Raw genomic sequence first — 17,914 nt, forward strand, 5'->3', positions numbered from 1 at the left:
AGCGTCTTTAGGCGCTGGCTGGTGATTTGGGCTTATAGCCCTGGTGCAAACCACCCGTTAGACGGGTGGTTATGATTCAGGGGGCAAAATGGGAGCAGAGTTTATGGTATAATAGACAAAAACACTTGTATTAGAAAGCAATTATGTCTAAAGAAATTGATATTGAGTATTACCACCAGCTAGCCTTGCAAAAGCAGAAGGAACATCGCAAAGTTTTAGCTAATCTAAAGAAAAAACCTCCTAAGAACTTAGATAAGATTGCTCAGCAGATTCACCAAGAAGTCTTTGCTGAGATTGATTGTACTGCCTGTGCTAACTGTTGCAAGACTTTGGGACCAGACTTTAAGGAAGCCGACATTGTCCGCATTGCCAAGTATTTCAAGATGAAGCTGCCAGCTTTTGAAGAGGAGTTTCTGCAGATAGATGAAGATGGGGACAAGGTTTTCAAATCCATGCCCTGCCCCTTTCTAGGAGGAGACAATCTCTGCTCTATCTATGATGTTCGTCCCAAGGCCTGTCGTGAATTTCCCCATACAGACCGGAAAAAGATCCATCAAATTAATCATTTGACGATTAAGAATACCTTGACCTGCCCTGCAGCCTATCTCTTTGTTGAGAAATTAAAAGATAAGTTATAGAATTTACACCTTTAAATCTTGTACAAAGATTCTAGGGTGGAAGTATCTTGTATTTGTTAGAATATAGATCGCATTGAACACGGCCTAAAAGCTATGCGAAAAAGAAAAAATTGCCTAGAATCAGAATAACCAGCGTTAATTTTCCCATTTTCACTTTGCTTTTAACGACCTTTGTATCTTATGGAGGTAAGAAAAGAAGAATATGATGCATCAATTCAATCAAACTATGGATTATTTGGAGCAGCAACTGACTGGAAAAGTGGATATGAAAAGATTTCAGCAGCTATCGGGCTATTCTTATGCTCTCTTTAGCAGGCTATTTTCTATCCTGGCAGATATGACATTAGCAGAATACTTGCGCAATCGCAGGCTATCAGAAGCTGTGACAGACTTGCGGGAAAGCTCTGACAAAATCATTGACATAGCAATGAAGTACGGCTACGAATCTGCGGATTCCTTCAGCGCAGCATTCAAGAAATTCCATGGGGCAACACCCTCAGAAGTTCGAAATGGAAAACCTTATCGGGTTTTTCCTAGACTTCAATTATCCTTAAAGATTACAGGAGGAAAGAACATGGATATCAAGATTCAAAAGAAACCTTCTTTTACTGTGGCAGGCGTCCTATTGGAAGCTATTGACAATAGCCAGTGCCCGTCTGCTTGGGAGAATCTCTATAACAATCACAGCTTGGAAAGCCTAGAGAATCTAGGCAGTGGCCAATCCTTCGGCATCTGTTCGGATGTCAAAGAAGGTGAAATCATCAACTACATGGCTACTTATGATGTGACGGATAAAGCGAAAGCAGAAGAACTTGGTCTGTCCATCAAAGATGTCCCAGCCGCTGAATATGCTATCGTCCCAGTCAAAGGCCCTATACCAGCTAGCATTCACAATGCTTGGAAATATGTCTTGGAGGTCTTTTTCCCTGAAACAGGCTATCGCCACTCAGGCTCACCAGACTTCGAAGTCTATACCGAAGGTGATATGTCGTCACCTGACTATCAAATGGAACTCTGGATACCAGTGATTATGAACTAGATCATTTTCTGACAATTTATAAAAATGCAAATCGAACTCTGTAGAAGATAGCTTTTACAGAGCTTTTTATTGTGGAAATTCATGTCTATAAATCAAACATACCATAATTTTTGTTTGGATTTTATGGGGCATGCGAATAGTTTTCTTGGTATAATAGTCCCATAGAAGATAAGGAGGCATGAATATGCAGATGTATTTTGGAGATGTGTCGCTTTGCTATAGCTATTCATTGGCAATGGCACTGGATGGCTATGGCTATGACTTTAAAGCAGACTTTCTAGAGGCAATCATGGTGATGGGAAATGGCGCTAGTATCGTAAAGGAAGATGACCAGCACCCTCTAGTATTCTTTGATAATGGAATGCCAGATCTTTCCATCTCCCATTCCTTAAAAATACTAGGGTTTGACTATGAGGATTTCTATCTAAAGAATGGAGCAGAAGCAGATTTGGAAGAAATTAAAAGAAAGTTAGAAACCTTTCTGTCCAACGGTCCTGTTGTACTGGGACCTCTTGATATGGGCCATCTGACCTACAATCCTAATCACACAATCCTTTATGGTGTGGATCACTTCGTAACCGTGTATGGCATTGATGATCAGTATCTCTATTTGCACGATCCAGCTGGTTTTGCCTGTATGAAGGTTGCTTTTAATGACATACTAGAAGCATGGAAGGCAGAGGCTATTGACTATAAGCGCGGAGCATACTCCATGTGGGGAAATTTTAAGAAGGTCAAGAGTCCTAGTCAGACTGAAATCTATCAGGAAACAGCAAAGATTATAAAGTCCCGATATCTGAATGGTCAAAACGGTGTTTTGAAATGCTATGCAAAAGCAGTTGCTGAAAACGGCTTAAATACCGAGCAAAAACAATTGCATCAGTATTTCAGCTTCAAACTTGCGGCTGTTCGAAATCTCTATCTCAGTAAGTTCTTAAAAGATCATGATCCAGAAGGGGCAAGATTAAAAGAGGAATTGGCTACTCTATTTGGCCAAGCTCACCTTTCGTGTTTAAAAGAAGACTACCAAGAACTATCCCGCTTGCTCTGTCAGATAGCAGAAGTAGATGGTCTCTTTAAAGATTTATATGTAAAGTAGTGACTATAAGCATAAAAAATGGTTCGTAAAAGCGGTTTTTCGTAAAACGAAGAACTGCTTTTTGATTATGGTATAATGAAGTAAGAAAATAGCTTATTCTAGTTCAAAATGAAGGGAAAACTCCTATGCCTAGGCCAAAAACAAAAGAGGAGCTAGTGTTAGCCTCTAAGGAAAACTATGAAAAACTTAATCTCCTAATTTCTCAGTTAAGTGAAGAGGAGCTACAGACTCCTTTTGATTTTTCAGAAGACCAAAAGAAAAAAGAAGCTCACTGGAAAAGAGATAAAAATTTACGGGATGTCCTGATCCATCTCTATGAATGGCATCAGTTACTTTTAACCTGGGTACATTCTAATCAAAAGGGTCATGAAAGACCTTTTCTACCTGAGCCTTATAATTGGAAAACTTATGGGGAAATGAATGTCGCTATTTGGAAGAAGCACCAGAAAACGACATTAGAAGAAGCAACTAGACTCTTGACGCAATCACATAGAGAGGTTTTAGAGTTGATAGAAGGCTTCAGCAATGACAAACTCTTTACCAAAGGTATCTATAAATGGACGGGAGGGACAAGTCTAGGTTCCTACTTTGTGAGTGCCACTTCCAGCCACTATGATTGGGCTCTGAAAAAACTCAAAGCTCATCAGAAAAATTGTAAGAATAGCTAGTTGAAGTGCTATTGAAATTCACCAAAGGTTCTTCTAAACTTCGAATAGCTTAGTTCTCGTGATTTTTGAGCTCTTCTAGCTTTAAAATCCTTCAAAAATTAAAATTTAAGGCTATCATAGACTTAGAATAGGTCTAAAACATTTATTTTAATGCAATTCTAAACCTAGAATTGCAATGATATTAAAGGAATTAGGGTTTTCGATGCTTAGAATGCCTTGATTCTGAGAAATGTTGACTAGAAAATGTATCGAATGGCTTTTTTCTGATATAGATGATACATAGATGGGTGAGATGATGAACATACGAAAAGAGAAAGTTAGAAAAGAGTTGATGTCCCTCTGTTTGGGAGAGCTTACAGCCGTCCTATCCTTTTGGTTGTGTTTTTTCCTTTTGAAAAATCGACTTGGTGATTGGAAGAGTCTAGTCACTATTCTCTATCCTTTGTCTTTACTGACATTTATTTTGCTTCAAGGTTCAATCTATTGGGCAATTTTGATTAGAAGACTGTCGAATCCCCAGTTCGGAAGTGGAAGTGTGCCCAAACTATATGTTGGTTTCAGAATACTAGACCTTGTTTTACTTATTTCAGGCTTTCCTTTTATTGTCTGGAATACACAGAGTTTCCAAGTGGCTATTATAGCCACACTAATACAGCTTTTTGCCCTTATCGAATGGGTTAATTATTTCCTCGTACGCTTATCCTATAGTCTGAATCTTCTTGTTTTATGGAAACGAATTACCAAGGGAAAACTTGAAAAAAGCAAAATAGCCAAGGAGTTGGGATAGAGACGAATAAAGAGCTTACCCATTCGTTTTGTAATATGCTATAATAAATCTATCAATTATTTTAACAACTACTTTAAGTGAGGTAAGTATACAAATTAACTATAAGAAGACAGAAATCAGATATTGTTATATCTAAACCGTCAGCCATTGAAGTAGGAAAATACTTGAAAACGTGGAAAAATCTTAAAAATTATCAGTTGCAAGAAGATGCTTTAGATAAATTATTTTTTGAGCTTTTACCAATATTTTTTCAGTTTATCCAGTTGCAGAGCATATTCTGAATCTTAAAATTGACGAGAGGTTGAGACAAGGTGATGTAACTTTAGTCAATGAAATTCAAAATGTTACGATCAATGGGGTAACTAGAAAGTTCTATTCTTTTTCTACCAAATACTGTTCCCATCATAATCCTAAAGAATACCCTATTTATGATAGCTATGTAGAAAAGGTATTGAAATACTTTAGAAAAACAGATAAATTCTCTAAATTTAAGAATTCAGACCTAAAAGATTATCAAAAATTTAAAAATATAATTATTACTTTTAGAGAATACTACGGATTAGAAGAATTTAATCTTAAAGAGATTGATCAGTATTTATGGCAGTTGGGAAAAGAATATTTCCCTAATTAATACTAGTAACTTGTTCTCACATAGAAAGGAAAAATCAAATTGCCCTACAAATTTCTACTCTTCGACCTCGACCACACCTTGCTTGATTTTGATACTGCTGAGGATGTGGCTTTGACGCAACTTTTAAAAGAAGAAGGGGTTGCGGATATTCAAGCCTATAAAGACTATTATGTTCCTATGAACAAGGCTCTCTGGAAGGACTTGGAGCAAAAGAAAATCAGTAAACAAGAACTGGTTAACACGCGCTTTTCTCGTTTATTTGCTCATTTTGGACTGGAGAAAGAAGGTAGTTTTCTTGCCCAGCGTTATCAATTTTACTTAGCCCAACAGGGGCAAACTCTTTCGGGTGCTCATGAACTCTTGGACAGCCTCATCGAGAGAGATTATGAGCTATACGCTGCGACAAATGGGATTACTGCCATTCAGACAGGACGTTTGGCTCAATCAGGTCTGGCTCCCTATTTCAACCAAGTCTTTATCTCCGAGCAACTGCAAACACAAAAGCCTGATGCACTATTCTATGAAAAAATCGGTCAGCAGATTGCAGAATTTAGCAAAGAAAAGACGCTGATGATTGGAGATTCCCTGACAGCTGACATCCAAGGTGGAAATAATGCTGGTATTGATACTATCTGGTACAATCCCCATCATCTGGAAAATAATACACAAGCCCAGCCGACTTATGAAGCTCATTCTTACCAAGACTTGCTGGATTGTTTAGATATAAATACTCTTAAAAAGATCACATTTTAAAGGAGACGCTCTAATGACTAAAAAAAATGCCAATATTACTATCGAAGAGTACATTAAAATTTCTGAAGTTGATTTTAATGAAGCTGTGAATTATGAATTTATATCTGACAATTGTCGATTAGCAAATAGTATTTATCAATCTCTTTTTAAGTTTTTTGATAAAGAAAATTTCTCCGGAGATTTAATTTTTACTTGGAACTCCCCATCGTTAGTTAAAGACGGAGATTATATTGGGAAAAGGGATTCTCAAATAGATAATCTTAGAGTAATAGGAAACATATTTCCGAATTATGTTACTAATCGAAAATATAGCCTCAATATGAATCGTAATGGTTGTATGGGAGATTTTCCGCATGACTTTTTTGATATATACCTAGATCATGTAGCAAAATATGCCTACAAACAAAAAGTTAATAATATTAAAGAGTATTACCCTTTAAAAAGAGCAATTTTACACCAAGAGAATGAATTGTATTTTCGAATGTTTTCTAATTTCGACGACTTTTTAGAGAAAAACTATTTAAAGACCATATGGCAAGTTTCTAAAGAAACTCCTTTTTCTGAAATGGATTTTAATATGTTTAAAAATATTTCAGAAAAGATGATCTTCGAAAGAGGTAGTCAAATGCTTAAGGATTTAAAAAGTAATTATAAAAAATAGCCATTCTTTATAAACCGTATTCACGTATTCAAATCGTATATATAGTCGATTTATTAAATCTTTAGATAAACTGTAAAAAGTGGTTTAGATAGCCACTTTTTGCTATAATAGAAGCAGTAAAAACGAAGGAGTTGGCGATGCAACACTCATCTTGGCATGCTTTGATTAAGGAGCAATTACCTGAGGGTTATTTCGGGAAAATCAATCAGTTTATGGATCAGGTCTATGCTCAGGGAACTGTTTATCCACCTAAGGAAAAGGTTTTTCAGGCTCTCTTGACTACTCATCTGGAAGAGGTTAAGGTGGTGATTCTAGGGCAAGACCCCTATCACGGGCCAGGTCAAGCGCAGGGTTTGAGTTTTTCTGTACCCGATGCTATTCCAGCGCCACCGTCCTTGCAAAATATCTTGAAAGAATTGTCAGATGACATCGGCGTTAAGAAATCCCATGATTTAACTGCTTGGGCTGAACAAGGAGTCTTACTTCTCAATGCTTGCATGACCGTTCCTGCTGGGCAGGCCAATGGTCATGCTGGACAGATATGGGAGCCTTTTACAGATGCTGTGATTCGGGTTGTCAATAATCTAGACAGACCTGTAGTCTTTGTACTCTGGGGCGCTTATGCACGCAAGAAGAAGGCCTTGGTTACCAATCCACACCACTTGATTATCGAATCAGCTCATCCCAGTCCTTTATCTGTTTTCAGAGGATTTTGGGGTTCCAAGCCTTTTTCTAAGGCTAATGCATTTTTAAAAGAGACAGGACAAGTGCCAATTGATTGGCTTAGATAAGGAGAGAATATGCCTCAGTTAGCGACGATTTGCTATATTGATAACGGAAAAGAACTGCTCATGCTGCATCGCAATAAGAAGCCGAATGATGTCCATGAAGGCAAATGGATTGGTGTGGGTGGTAAGCTAGAACGAGGTGAGACTCCTCAGGAGTGCGCAGCGCGTGAAATCCTCGAAGAGACCGGCCTCAAAGCCAAGCCAGTTCTAAAAGGAGTCATCACTTTTCCAGAATTCACGCCAGATTTAGACTGGTACACCTATGTTTTTAAGGTGACAGAGTTTGAGGGTGACTTGATTGACTGCAATGAGGGGACGCTAGAATGGGTTCCCTATGATGAAGTTTTGAGCAAGCCAACTTGGGAGGGTGACCACACCTTTGTTGAGTGGCTTTTAGAAGATAAACCCTTCTTTTCAGCCAAGTTTGTTTATGATGGGGATAAATTGTTGGATACTCAAGTTGATTTCTATGAATAAAGGAGAAAGCAGATGTTATTAATCAAAAACGGTCGTGTAATGGATCCCAAGTCTGGTTTGGATCAAGTGTGTGATGTTTTGGTCCAAGATGGGAAAATTGTCAAAATTGCGTCTGAAATCAAGAAAGAAGGAGCAGAGGTGCTTGATGCTACAGGTCTTGTGGTTGCACCTGGACTAGTGGATATTCATGTCCATTTCCGTGAACCTGGTCAGACCCACAAGGAAGATATCCATACTGGTGCCCTAGCAGCTGCTGCAGGTGGTTTTACAACGGTTGTCATGATGGCTAATACCAATCCAACCATCTCAACCGTGGAGACTTTGCAAGAAGTTCTCCAGTCTGCTGCCAAGGAAAAGATTAACGTCAAAACGGTTGCAACTATTACCAAGAACTTTAATGGTAAAGACTTGACTGACTTTAAGGCGCTTTTAGAAGCTGGTGCGGTTGGTTTCTCTGATGATGGTATCCCGCTTGAAAGCAGCAAAGTTCTCAAAGAAGCCTTGGAAACTGCTAAAAAACTTGGTACCTTTGTTTGTCTACACGAGGAAGATCCCGACTTAAACGGTATTCTTGGGTTTAATGAAAACATCGCTAAAGACCACTTCAAGATCTGTGGAGCGACAGGGGTAGCAGAATACGCTATGATTGCGCGTGATGTCATGATTGCCTATGCAACCAAGGCCCATGTTCACATCCAACATTTGTCTAAGGAAGAAAGTGTCAAGGTAGTGGAATTCGCTCAAGGTTTGGGAGCGCAAGTCACAGCAGAAGTGGCACCACAACATTTTTCTAAGACAGAAACTCTTCTTTTAACTCAAGGTAGCAACGCCAAAATGAATCCTCCGCTTCGTTTGGAGTCAGACCGCCGTGCCGTTATCGAGGGCCTCAAGTCAGGCGTCATCACTGTGATTGCGACAGACCACGCGCCTCACCATGCAGATGAGAAAAATGTAGAAGATATCACCAAAGCGCCATCTGGTATGACTGGTTTAGAAACCTCTCTTTCTCTTGGATTGACTTATTTGGTGGAAGCTGGTGAGCTAAGCTTAATGGAATTGCTAGAAAAAATGACTGTTAATCCAGCCAAGCTTTACAACTTTGAAGCAGGCTACTTAGCTGAAAATGGTCCAGCGGACATCACTATCTTTGATGACAAGGCTGATCGGACTGTTGGTCCAAACTTCGCTTCAAAATCAGCTAATTCTCCATTTATCGGGGAAACTTTAAAAGGGCAGGTTAAATATACTATCTGTAAGGGACAAATCGTCTATCAAAACTAGATGGGATTCTGCTCTATAAATTATAAGAATAGAGAGCGTATATGTATTCAACCCATCAATTTAAAGATAAGTTTGTCTTATTTCTTAAGATATTTTTTCCTATCCTGATTTATCAGTTTGCCAATTATTCTGCCTCTTTTGTTGATACAACCATGACTGGGCAGTACAATACCATGGACTTGGCAGGAGTATCAACTGCAACGAGTCTATGGAATCCTTTCTTTACTTTTTTAACAGGGATTGTTTCGGCCGTGGTTCCCATCATAGGCCATCATCTGGGACGGGGCAAAAAGGAAGAAGCGGCATCTGACTTTTATCAATTCATCTACTTAGCTTTCGGACTGTCTTTGGTCTTGCTTGGCATGGTAGTATTCTTAGCGCCGCCTGTCTTAAACCATATCGGACTAGAAACTCAAGTGGCGGCAGTTGCAGTTTCTTATCTTTGGTACCTTTCTATCGGGATTATTCCCTTGTTGCTTTTTAGTGTCATTCGGTCATTGTTAGATTCTCTTGGTTTGACCAAACTATCGATGTATCTGATGCTCCTATTACTTCCGCTCAATAGTGGTTTTAACTATCTCTTGATATATGGAGTATTCGGTTTTCCTGAGCTTGGTGGTGCAGGAGCAGGGCTAGGAACTTCGCTAGCCTATTGGGTTTTATTGGGGATTTCTATTCTTGTTTTGTTCAAACAAGAAAGGTTAAAAGCGTTACATCTTGAAAAACGCATTCCACTAAATATAGATAAAATCAAGGAAGGTGTTCGATTAGGTCTACCAATCGGGGGAACCGTATTTGCTGAAGTAGCCATTTTCTCCGTGGTTGGACTAATCATGGCTAAGTTTTCATCGCTCATCATCGCCAGTCACCAGTCAGCTATGAACTTTTCCAGCCTCATGTATGCTTTTCCTATGAGTATTTCCTCTGCTATGGCGATTGTTGTGTCTTACGAGGTGGGGGCTAAACGTTTTGAGGATGCAAAAATCTATGCACGTCTGGGGAGAATAACAGCCCTTATTTTTGCTGGTCTTACCCTGTCCTCTCTCTACATTTTTAGAGATCGTGTAGCAAGTCTATATGGGAATGACTCTCAGTTCATTGAAACAACTGCTGTATTTCTGACTTACAGTCTCTTCTTCCAGTTAGCAGATAGCTTTGCGGCACCGCTCCAGGGGATTCTAAGAGGCTATAAGGACACTATCGTTCCTTTCTATCTTGGCTTAATCGGGTATTGGGGAGTAGCGATACCTCTAGGATATCTACTAGATCAGGCAACTGACTTAGGAGCATATGCCTACTGGATTGGGTTAATTGCCAGCTTGATTGTTTCTGGTTGTTTGTATCAATGGCGTTTGAAATCCATAATGAAAAGATTGGGCTAATTTTTGGAAAATATCCCGAAAAATAACTTTGTGAAAAAATGATCTAACTGGAGAGAATCCCTGTTAAAACGGGGATTTATTTTTTTACCTTGTGAAATTTTATCGGTCATATACTTTGACAGTGTTTTCTAAAAACGGTAAAATAGTAGAGTAAGTACAAAGTTAGAAAGGCAAGAAGATGTCAACTTTAGATAAAAATCTTTTGCTAGAGATGTTCCGTAAGATGGAAGAAATCCGTCGTATGGACTTAAAAATTGCGCAATTAGTAAAGAAAGGGAAAGTGCCAGGAATGACGCACTTTTCTGTTGGAGAAGAGGCAGCTAACGTGGGTGCTATGTTGGCTCTCAATCCAGATGATCTAATTACCTCAAACCACCGTGGTCACGGACAAGCTATTGCCAAAGGAATTGACCTCAACGGAATGATGGCTGAAATCCTTGGCAAATACACTGGAACTTGTAAAGGTAAAGGTGGATCTATGCACATTGCCGACCTTGATGCTGGTAACCTCGGTGCCAATGGTATCGTTGGTGGTGGTATGGGAATCGCTGTTGGCGCAGCCCTTAGTCAGCAAATGCAACATACTGATAAAATCGTCGTCTGCTTCTTTGGAGATGGTGCGACCAACGAAGGTGTTTTCCACGAAGCAGTGAACATGGCTTCTATTTGGAAACTCCCAGTTATTTTCTACTGCATTAACAACGGTTATGGGATCTCTGCGGATATCAAGAAAATGACCAATGTAGAGCACATTCATCAACGTAGTGCTGCATACGGAATTCCTGGAATGTTCATCGAAGATGGAAACAATGTCATCGACGTCTATGAAGGATTTAAGAAAGCCGTAGACCATGTTCGTGGTGGCAATGGCCCAGTCTTGATTGAAAGTGTAACTTATCGATGGCTTGGCCACTCATCATCTGACCCTGGTAAATATCGTACCCGTGAAGAAGTGGAAATGTGGAAACAAAAAGACCCAATCGAAAATCTTCGCAAATACCTCATTGAAAACAATATTGCAAGTGCAGAAGAATTGGAAGAAATTCAAGCACAAGTCAAGGAAGCAGTAGAAGCCTCTGTTAAATTTGCAGAAGAAAGCCCATTCCCACCACTAGAATCGGCATTTGAAGATATTTACGCAGACTAAGGAGAAAGAGATAAAATGGAAACAAAAACAATGTCCTTCCGTGACACCATTATCCTTGCTATGTCTGAGGAAATGCGTCGCGATGAAAATGTATTCTTGATGGGAGAAGACGTCGGTGTCTTCGGAGGAGACTTCGGAACTTCTGTTGGAATGCTCGAAGAATTTGGTCCAGAACGTATCCGTGACTGTCCGATTTCTGAAGCTGCCATCTCTGGAGCAGCAGCGGGAGCAGCTATGACAGGACTTCGCCCAATCGTTGATATGACCTTTATGGACTTCTCGGTTATAGCCATGGACAATATCGTCAACCAAGCTGCTAAAACACGTTATATGTTTGGTGGTAAAGGTCAGGTTCCAATGACAGTTCGATGTGCAGCTGGTAACGGTGTCGGTTCTGCAGCCCAGCACTCGCAATCTTTAGAGTCTTGGTTCACTCACATTCCTGGACTTAAGGTTGTAGCACCAGGTACACCTGCTGACATGAAAGGACTTCTAAAATCTTCTATCCGTGATAATAACCCTGTTATCATTCTTGAGTACAAGTCAGAATTTAACCAAAAAGGGGAAGTGCCAGTTGATCCAGACTACACAATCCCACTTGGAGTTGGCGAAATTAAACGCGAAGGAACGGATGTAACAGTTGTTACTTACGGTAAAATGCTTCGCCGTGTGGTTCAAGCAGCTGAAGAATTGGCAGAAGAAGGAATTTCGGTTGAAATTGTGGACCCACGTACCCTTGTACCGCTTGATAAGGATGTCATCATTAACTCAGTTAAGAAGACTGGTAAGGTTGTTCTGGTCAACGACGCCCACAAAACAAGTGGCTATATCGGAGAGATTTCAGCAATTATTTCAGAGTCAGAAGCATTTGACTATCTAGATGCACCAATCCGCCGTTGTGCAGGAGAAGATGTGCCAATGCCTTACGCACAAAATCTAGAAAATGCTATGATTCCAACCGTTGAAAGCATCAAAGATGCAATCCGAAAAACTTATAACAAAGAATAATCTTGCATAAATTAAATTATGTAATATTTTAGAGGTTTTTAACTTTAGTAACTTAAGATATGTTTTGTATCTAACTTATTTGTAAAGTTGTGACAGTTTTTTGACGAATCAATAATATTCGATAAAAAACTTAGTAAGTCTACTAGGTTGGTCGCCTAATAGCGACAACCGTAGTAACTTGAGACATGTTTCGTGTCCAAGTTACTTGTAGAGTTAAACACGGGCTAAAAGCTCGGAAAAAAGATAAATCTCCTTGGCTTCATCAAAGTCTGCGTAGATTTCCTATTTTTCAGTCGCTTTTTACGCCCTTAGTATCATAATTAGAATTGGAGAGGTCATGGCTGATGACAAGCTAAGAGCGACTCCTGCAGCTAGAAAGTTAGCGGATGATTTAGGGATCAATCTCTACGATGTTTCTGGCTCAGGTGCAAACGGTCGTGTCCACAAAGAAGACGTGGAAACTTATAAAGACACAAACGTGGTTCGCATTTCGCCACTTGCAAAACGAATTGCCCTCGAACATAACATTGCTTGGCAGGAAATCCAAGGAACGGGTCATCGTGGTAAGATCATGAAGAAGGATGTTTTGGCCTTACTTCCTGAAAATATCGAAAACGACACCATCAAGTCTCCTGCTCAAATTGAAAAAGCGGAAGAAGTTCCAGATACTATCACTCCTTATGGTGAGATTGAGCGTATTCCAATGACACCAATGCGTAAGGTTATCGCCCAACGTATGGTTGAATCCTACCTAACTGCGCCAACCTTCACACTCAACTATGATGTCGATATGTCAGAAATGTTGGCTCTTCGTAAGAAGGTTCTTGAACCAATCATGGAAGCAACTGGTAAGAAAATTACGGTTACTGATCTTCTTTCACTAGCTGTTGTTAAGACATTGATGAAACATCCTTACATCAACGCTTCATTGACAGAAGACGGCAAGACTATTATCACTCATAATTATGTCAACCTTGCTATGGCAGTTGGAATGGATAATGGATTGATGACACCAGTTGTTTACAATGCTGAAAAAATGAGCTTGTCAGAGTTGGTTGTTGCCTTTAAGGATGTAATTGGTCGTACCTTGGATGGTAAATTGGCTCCAAGCGAACTGCAAAATTCAACCTTCACAATCAGTAACTTGGGAATGTTTGGCGTTCAGTCCTTTGGTCCGATTATTAACCAACCAAACTCAGCTATCCTCGGGGTTAGCTCAACAGTTGAGAAACCTATAGTTGTCAATGGTGAGATTGTCATTCGCCCAATCATGAGTCTTGGTTTAACTATTGACCACCGTGTTGTAGATGGTATGGCTGGTGCTAAGTTTATGAAAGACTTGAAAGCCTTGATTGAGAATCCAATCTCAATGTTGGTTTAAGTCAGCTATTGTTTTTTTAGAGATTTAAATAAAGGAAGTAAGACATGGCCTTAGAAGTAATTATGCCAAAAGCCGGCGTGGATATGACAGAAGGACAAATCGTCCAATGGAATAAAAAAGTCGGTGAATTTGTAAAAGAAGGAGAAATCCTTTTGGAAATCATGACTGATAAAGTCAGCATGGAATTGGAAGCCGAAGAAGATGGATACTTGATTGCCATCCTTAAAGGAGATGGTGAAACTGTTCCAGTAACTGAAGTTATCGGTTACCTTGGAGAAGAAGGGGAAAACATCCCAACAGCTGGCGCAGCTGCGCCAGAATCAAAACCTGCACCTGCAGCTAGTGCCTCAAACGACGATGGTAAGAGCGATGATGCCTTTGATATCGTTGTGATTGGTGGAGGTCCTGCTGGTTATGTTGCAGCCATTAAAGCTGCCCAACTCGGTGGGAAGGTTGCCCTTGTTGAGAAATCTGAACTCGGTGGAACGTGTTTGAACCGTGGCTGTATCCCAACGAAGACCTACCTTCACAATGCTGAAATCATCGAAAATATCGGTCATGCAGCAAACCGTGGTATCGTCATCGAAAATCCAAACTTCACTGTAGATATGGACAAACTCCTTGAAACCAAGTCTAAGGTTGTTAATACTTTGGTTGGTGGAGTTGCAGGTCTTCTTCGTAGTTACGGAGTTACTGTTCATAAAGGAATTGGTACCATCACTAAAGACAAGAATGTATTGGTAAATGGTTCGGAATTGCTTGAAACCAAGAAAATCATCCTTGCTGGTGGTTCAAAAGTCAGCAAGATCAACGTTCCTGGTATGGAATCTTCACTCGTGATGACTAGCGACGACATTCTTGAAATGAACGAAGTTCCAGAAAGCCTTGTTATCATCGGTGGTGGAGTTGTCGGTATCGAACTGGGTCAAGCCTTCATGACATTTGGTTCAAAAGTAACTGTTATCGAAATGATGGACCGTATCGTTCCAGCTATGGATGCTGAAGTTTCTAAGAACCTTCGCTTGATCCTTGAGCGTAAAGGAATGACCATCTTGACAGGTACAAAACTGCAAGAAATCATTGAGGAAAATGGTCAACTTCGTATCAAGGTTGAAGGAAAAAACGATATCATTGCAAATAAAGCCCTTCTTTCAATCGGTCGTGTTCCAGATCTTGAAGGTATTGGCGATGTTGAGTTTGAATTGGATCGTGGACGTATCAAGGTCAACGAATACATGGAAACTTCTGTTCCAGGTATCTACGCACCAGGTGATATCAATGGTACTAAGATGTTGGCGCACGCGGCCTTCCGCATGGGTGAAGTTGCTGCTGAAAATGCCCTTAAAGGAAACCATGCTGTTGCCAAACTGAACTTGACTCCTGCAGCCATCTACACTCTTCCTGAAGTAGCAGCAGTAGGTCTGACTGAAGAACAAGCTCGTGAGAAATACGATGTAGCCATCGGTAAATTCAACTTTGCTGCCAACGGACGTGCTATTGCATCGGATGCAGCTCAAGGTTTCGTAAAAGTTATCGCTGATAAGAAATACGGAGAAATCCTAGGTGTGCACATCATTGGTCCTGCAGCTGCAGAATTGATCAATGAGGCATCAAGCATCATCGAGATGGAAATTACTGTTGAAGAAATGCTTAAAACCATCCACGGACACCCAACCTACTCTGAAGTGATGTACGAAGCATTCGCAGATGTTCTAGGAATGGCTATCCATTCACCTAAGAAAAATAAATAAGATTTTCAACTAAATTTTCTTAAAGTAGTACGGACGGCAGTGACCTCTATTAGAGTTCCATGCCTAAAAATTGAGCCTCTTGTCTCAATTTTTCCGAGAAATGTGACGTGTTATCGTTACATTTCTTTTTACCACTTTAGAAAATTGGATTGCTATGAACAGAATTTAAAAACTAAATTTTTGGAAATACTATGAAATATATTATCAATCATTCAAATGACACTGCTTTTAATATCGCCTTGGAAGAATATGCCTTTAAACACCTACTTGATGAGGATCAAATCTTCCTTCTTTGGATTAATAAACCATCTATCATTGTTGGGCGTCACCAGAATACTATCGAAGAAATCAACCGTGATTATGTTCGCGAAAATGGTATTGAGGTAGTCCGCCGTATCAGTGGTGGTGGAGCTGTTTATCACGATTTAAATAACCTCAACTACACCATCATTTCAAAAGAAGATGAAAACAAGGCCTTTGACTTCAAGAGCTTCTCAACTCCAGTTATCAATACCTTGGCTCAACTAGGCGTTAAAGCTGAGTTCACAGGCCGTAATGACCTTGAGATTGATGGCAAAAAATTCTGTGGTAATGCCCAAGCTTATATTAATGGGCGTATCATGCACCACGGTTGCCTGCTCTTTGACGTTGATTTGTCAGTCCTTGCTAACGCCCTCAAGGTTTCAAAGGACAAATTTGAGTCAAAAGGTGTGAAATCTGTCCGTGCTCGTGTAACCAATATTGTCAATGAATTGCCAGAAAAAATCACAGTTGAAGAATTTCGTGATTTGCTATTGGAATACATGAAAAAAGAGTATCCAGAAATGACAGAATACGTTTTTTCTGAGGAAGAATTGGCTGAAATCAACCGCATCAAGGATACCAAGTTTGGAACTTGGGACTGGAACTACGGTAAATCACCTGAATTTAACGTCCGTCGTGGAACCAAATTCACTAGTGGTAAAGTCGAAGTCTTTGCTGATGTTCTCGAATCAAAAATCCAAGACATCAAGATTTATGGTGACTTCTTTGGTATTGAAGACGTTGCAGCTGTAGAAGATGTCCTTCGTGGAGTGAAATACGAACGCGAAGATGTCCTCAAGGCTCTAGAAACTATTGACATTACACGCTACTTTGCTGGTATTAGCCGAGAAGAAATCGCTGAAGCGGTAGTGGGATAAAAGGAAAAGAAGTTGCATATTTAAGCAACTTCTTTTTTTGTGATTTAGCACACATAATTATAATTATGTAATATTTATAAACTATCCAAAGCATTCTTTTGTTCATCATTAACGATATGGGTATAGAGGTCGGTGACTTGTGTGCTGGCATGTCCTAGTTGGTGACTGACTAAAACTTGCGATTTAGTAGCATCATAGAGCCTGGTTGCTAGCGTATGGCGCAGTTTGTGGGGAGTAACACGCACTTTGAAGTCCTCAGAATACTTAGCAACCATTTTTTCAACACTAGAAGCATCAATACGATTAGGAACACCTCGGTAGAGTGTCAAAAAAAGGGCTGTATCTGTTTTTTCCGTCTTATAGCGTTGATTTCGAATGGCGAGATAATTCTCTAGGTATGGCTTAGCAAAGGCAGCAACATTGACCGAGTCACGTTTACCCCCTTTTCGAGTGACATCAATCACCATCATTTTGAGATTGAGATCTCTCAGATCCATATTAACTGCTTCAGACAGGCGGACACCAGAAGCCAAGAGAAGGGCAATAATGGCTAAATCACGTTCTTTATTTTTATTAAATGATGAGAGAGCACGATTTGAGAGCTGTTGTGGATACTCCTGGTCGATATAGGTTAGAAAACCTTCTGTTTCATCACCTAGAAAGAGTTTTTGCTTGATGTTTTCAGCTCTGGCAGCAAGGGTTTCTTTCTTTTTCTTGGTTGAAACTTTCTTCATTACATTACGATAAAAATAGGGTTCGCCTTGGTCATTTTCAACTTCCTCGGTCAGATACTTGTAAAGACTAGAAAGTGCCGATAAGGTTCGATTGATTGTTGTCTGAGAGACACCTTGTTTGGTTGTATTGGCATTCAGCAAAGGTCGTTCTCGTAGATAAAGAATAAAGGATTCCATATCTTTCTTTGACATATTTTCCAAGACCAATAAAGGAATATCAGCAATTGTATCAGCATTTGAAATCCCAGACTCTAAAACCCAGCTGAAAAAACGATCGTATTCCTTGAGGTATTCGTACAGAGTTATAAAACTGTAGGGCACAGCAAGCTTAGATTGGTAGTATTCCAGAACATACCAGGGCATGATTTGTTTTAGTTTGTCGATTCGTTCCAGTAAAATCTCACGTTTCATGTATTTTCTCCATAATTAAGTCTACTAGTAAGTAGTATAGCATAGACTCATATATTTTTCAAGAAAATTATAGTTTTTCGGAAAGATATCATAGGGG

Annotated in this window: 17 protein-coding genes and 1 pseudogene; 17 read left to right on the forward strand and 1 reads right to left on the reverse strand. The window is 39.8% G+C overall.

Going from position 1 to position 17,914, the window contains the following annotated elements:
* Positions 1 to 143: 143 nt before the first annotated feature.
* The 17 genes and pseudogenes from M1F56_RS02525 (at position 144) to M1F56_RS02605 (ending at position 16,672) form a co-directional block, all read left to right on the forward strand.
* Positions 144 to 638 (forward strand): YkgJ family cysteine cluster protein, encoded by a 495-nt coding sequence (locus M1F56_RS02525; protein ID WP_247916754.1) that lies wholly within the window; start codon positions 144 to 146, stop codon positions 636 to 638.
* 202 nt (positions 639 to 840) lie between these two features.
* Positions 841 to 1,677 (forward strand): AraC family transcriptional regulator, encoded by an 837-nt coding sequence (locus M1F56_RS02530; protein WP_247916755.1) that lies wholly within the window; start codon positions 841 to 843, stop codon positions 1,675 to 1,677.
* 184 nt (positions 1,678 to 1,861) lie between these two features.
* Entirely contained in the window at positions 1,862 to 2,776 is a 915-nt protein-coding gene (locus M1F56_RS02535; RefSeq protein WP_247916756.1) for a peptidase, read from the forward strand.
* A 125-nt stretch (positions 2,777 to 2,901) separates the two neighbouring features.
* Positions 2,902 to 3,444 carry a ClbS/DfsB family four-helix bundle protein gene (locus M1F56_RS02540; protein ID WP_247916757.1) on the forward strand — a complete coding sequence of 181 codons (543 nt, stop codon included), beginning with the start codon at positions 2,902 to 2,904 and terminating at the stop codon, positions 3,442 to 3,444.
* A gap of 283 nt (positions 3,445 to 3,727) precedes the next feature.
* Positions 3,728 to 4,231, forward strand: coding sequence for a hypothetical protein (locus M1F56_RS02545; RefSeq protein WP_247916758.1), 504 nt, complete (start codon positions 3,728 to 3,730; stop codon positions 4,229 to 4,231).
* A gap of 88 nt (positions 4,232 to 4,319) precedes the next feature.
* A pseudogene (locus M1F56_RS09735) lies at positions 4,320 to 4,862 on the forward strand (hypothetical protein).
* Between the two features lie 39 nt (positions 4,863 to 4,901).
* Positions 4,902 to 5,615 (forward strand): YjjG family noncanonical pyrimidine nucleotidase, encoded by a 714-nt coding sequence (locus M1F56_RS02555; RefSeq protein ID WP_247916760.1) that lies wholly within the window; start codon positions 4,902 to 4,904, stop codon positions 5,613 to 5,615.
* 13 nt (positions 5,616 to 5,628) lie between these two features.
* Positions 5,629 to 6,276, forward strand: coding sequence for a hypothetical protein (locus tag M1F56_RS02560; RefSeq protein WP_061598365.1), 648 nt, complete (start codon positions 5,629 to 5,631; stop codon positions 6,274 to 6,276).
* A gap of 137 nt (positions 6,277 to 6,413) precedes the next feature.
* Positions 6,414 to 7,067, forward strand: a complete 654-nt coding sequence (locus tag M1F56_RS02565; RefSeq protein ID WP_247916761.1) for a uracil-DNA glycosylase — start codon at positions 6,414 to 6,416, stop codon at positions 7,065 to 7,067.
* A 9-nt stretch (positions 7,068 to 7,076) separates the two neighbouring features.
* On the forward strand, positions 7,077 to 7,541 hold the full coding sequence (locus tag M1F56_RS02570) for an NUDIX hydrolase (protein ID WP_001135768.1): 465 nt from the start codon (positions 7,077 to 7,079) through the stop codon (positions 7,539 to 7,541).
* 12 nt (positions 7,542 to 7,553) lie between these two features.
* On the forward strand, positions 7,554 to 8,822 hold the full coding sequence (locus M1F56_RS02575) for a dihydroorotase (protein ID WP_247916762.1): 1,269 nt from the start codon (positions 7,554 to 7,556) through the stop codon (positions 8,820 to 8,822).
* Positions 8,823 to 8,863: 41 nt separating this feature from the next.
* Complete coding sequence (locus M1F56_RS02580; protein ID WP_247916763.1) at positions 8,864 to 10,204, forward strand: MATE family efflux transporter; 1,341 nt, start codon at positions 8,864 to 8,866, stop codon at positions 10,202 to 10,204.
* Between the two features lie 178 nt (positions 10,205 to 10,382).
* Complete coding sequence (locus M1F56_RS02585) at positions 10,383 to 11,351, forward strand: thiamine pyrophosphate-dependent dehydrogenase E1 component subunit alpha (protein WP_247916764.1); 969 nt, start codon at positions 10,383 to 10,385, stop codon at positions 11,349 to 11,351.
* Positions 11,352 to 11,366: 15 nt separating this feature from the next.
* Complete coding sequence (locus M1F56_RS02590; RefSeq protein WP_000448705.1) at positions 11,367 to 12,359, forward strand: alpha-ketoacid dehydrogenase subunit beta; 993 nt, start codon at positions 11,367 to 11,369, stop codon at positions 12,357 to 12,359.
* Positions 12,360 to 12,696: 337 nt separating this feature from the next.
* Positions 12,697 to 13,740 carry a dihydrolipoamide acetyltransferase gene (locus tag M1F56_RS02595; RefSeq protein WP_247916765.1) on the forward strand — a complete coding sequence of 348 codons (1,044 nt, stop codon included), beginning with the start codon at positions 12,697 to 12,699 and terminating at the stop codon, positions 13,738 to 13,740.
* A 44-nt stretch (positions 13,741 to 13,784) separates the two neighbouring features.
* Entirely contained in the window at positions 13,785 to 15,491 is a 1,707-nt protein-coding gene (gene lpdA, locus M1F56_RS02600) for a dihydrolipoyl dehydrogenase (RefSeq protein ID WP_247916766.1), read from the forward strand.
* Positions 15,492 to 15,682: 191 nt separating this feature from the next.
* A complete protein-coding gene (locus tag M1F56_RS02605; RefSeq protein ID WP_247916767.1) occupies positions 15,683 to 16,672 on the forward strand; it encodes a lipoate--protein ligase in 990 nt (329 codons plus the stop codon).
* 74 nt (positions 16,673 to 16,746) lie between these two features.
* Here M1F56_RS02605 and xerS read toward each other — a convergent pair whose 3' ends face one another.
* Positions 16,747 to 17,817: a tyrosine recombinase XerS gene (gene xerS, locus M1F56_RS02610; RefSeq protein WP_247916768.1), complete on the reverse strand. Its 1,071-nt coding sequence runs from the start codon at positions 17,815 to 17,817 to the stop codon at positions 16,747 to 16,749.
* Positions 17,818 to 17,914: the final 97 nt, after the last annotated feature.

Source organism: Streptococcus oralis, assembly GCF_023109005.1.
In the GTDB taxonomy this organism is placed as follows: domain Bacteria; phylum Bacillota; class Bacilli; order Lactobacillales; family Streptococcaceae; genus Streptococcus; species Streptococcus oralis_BU.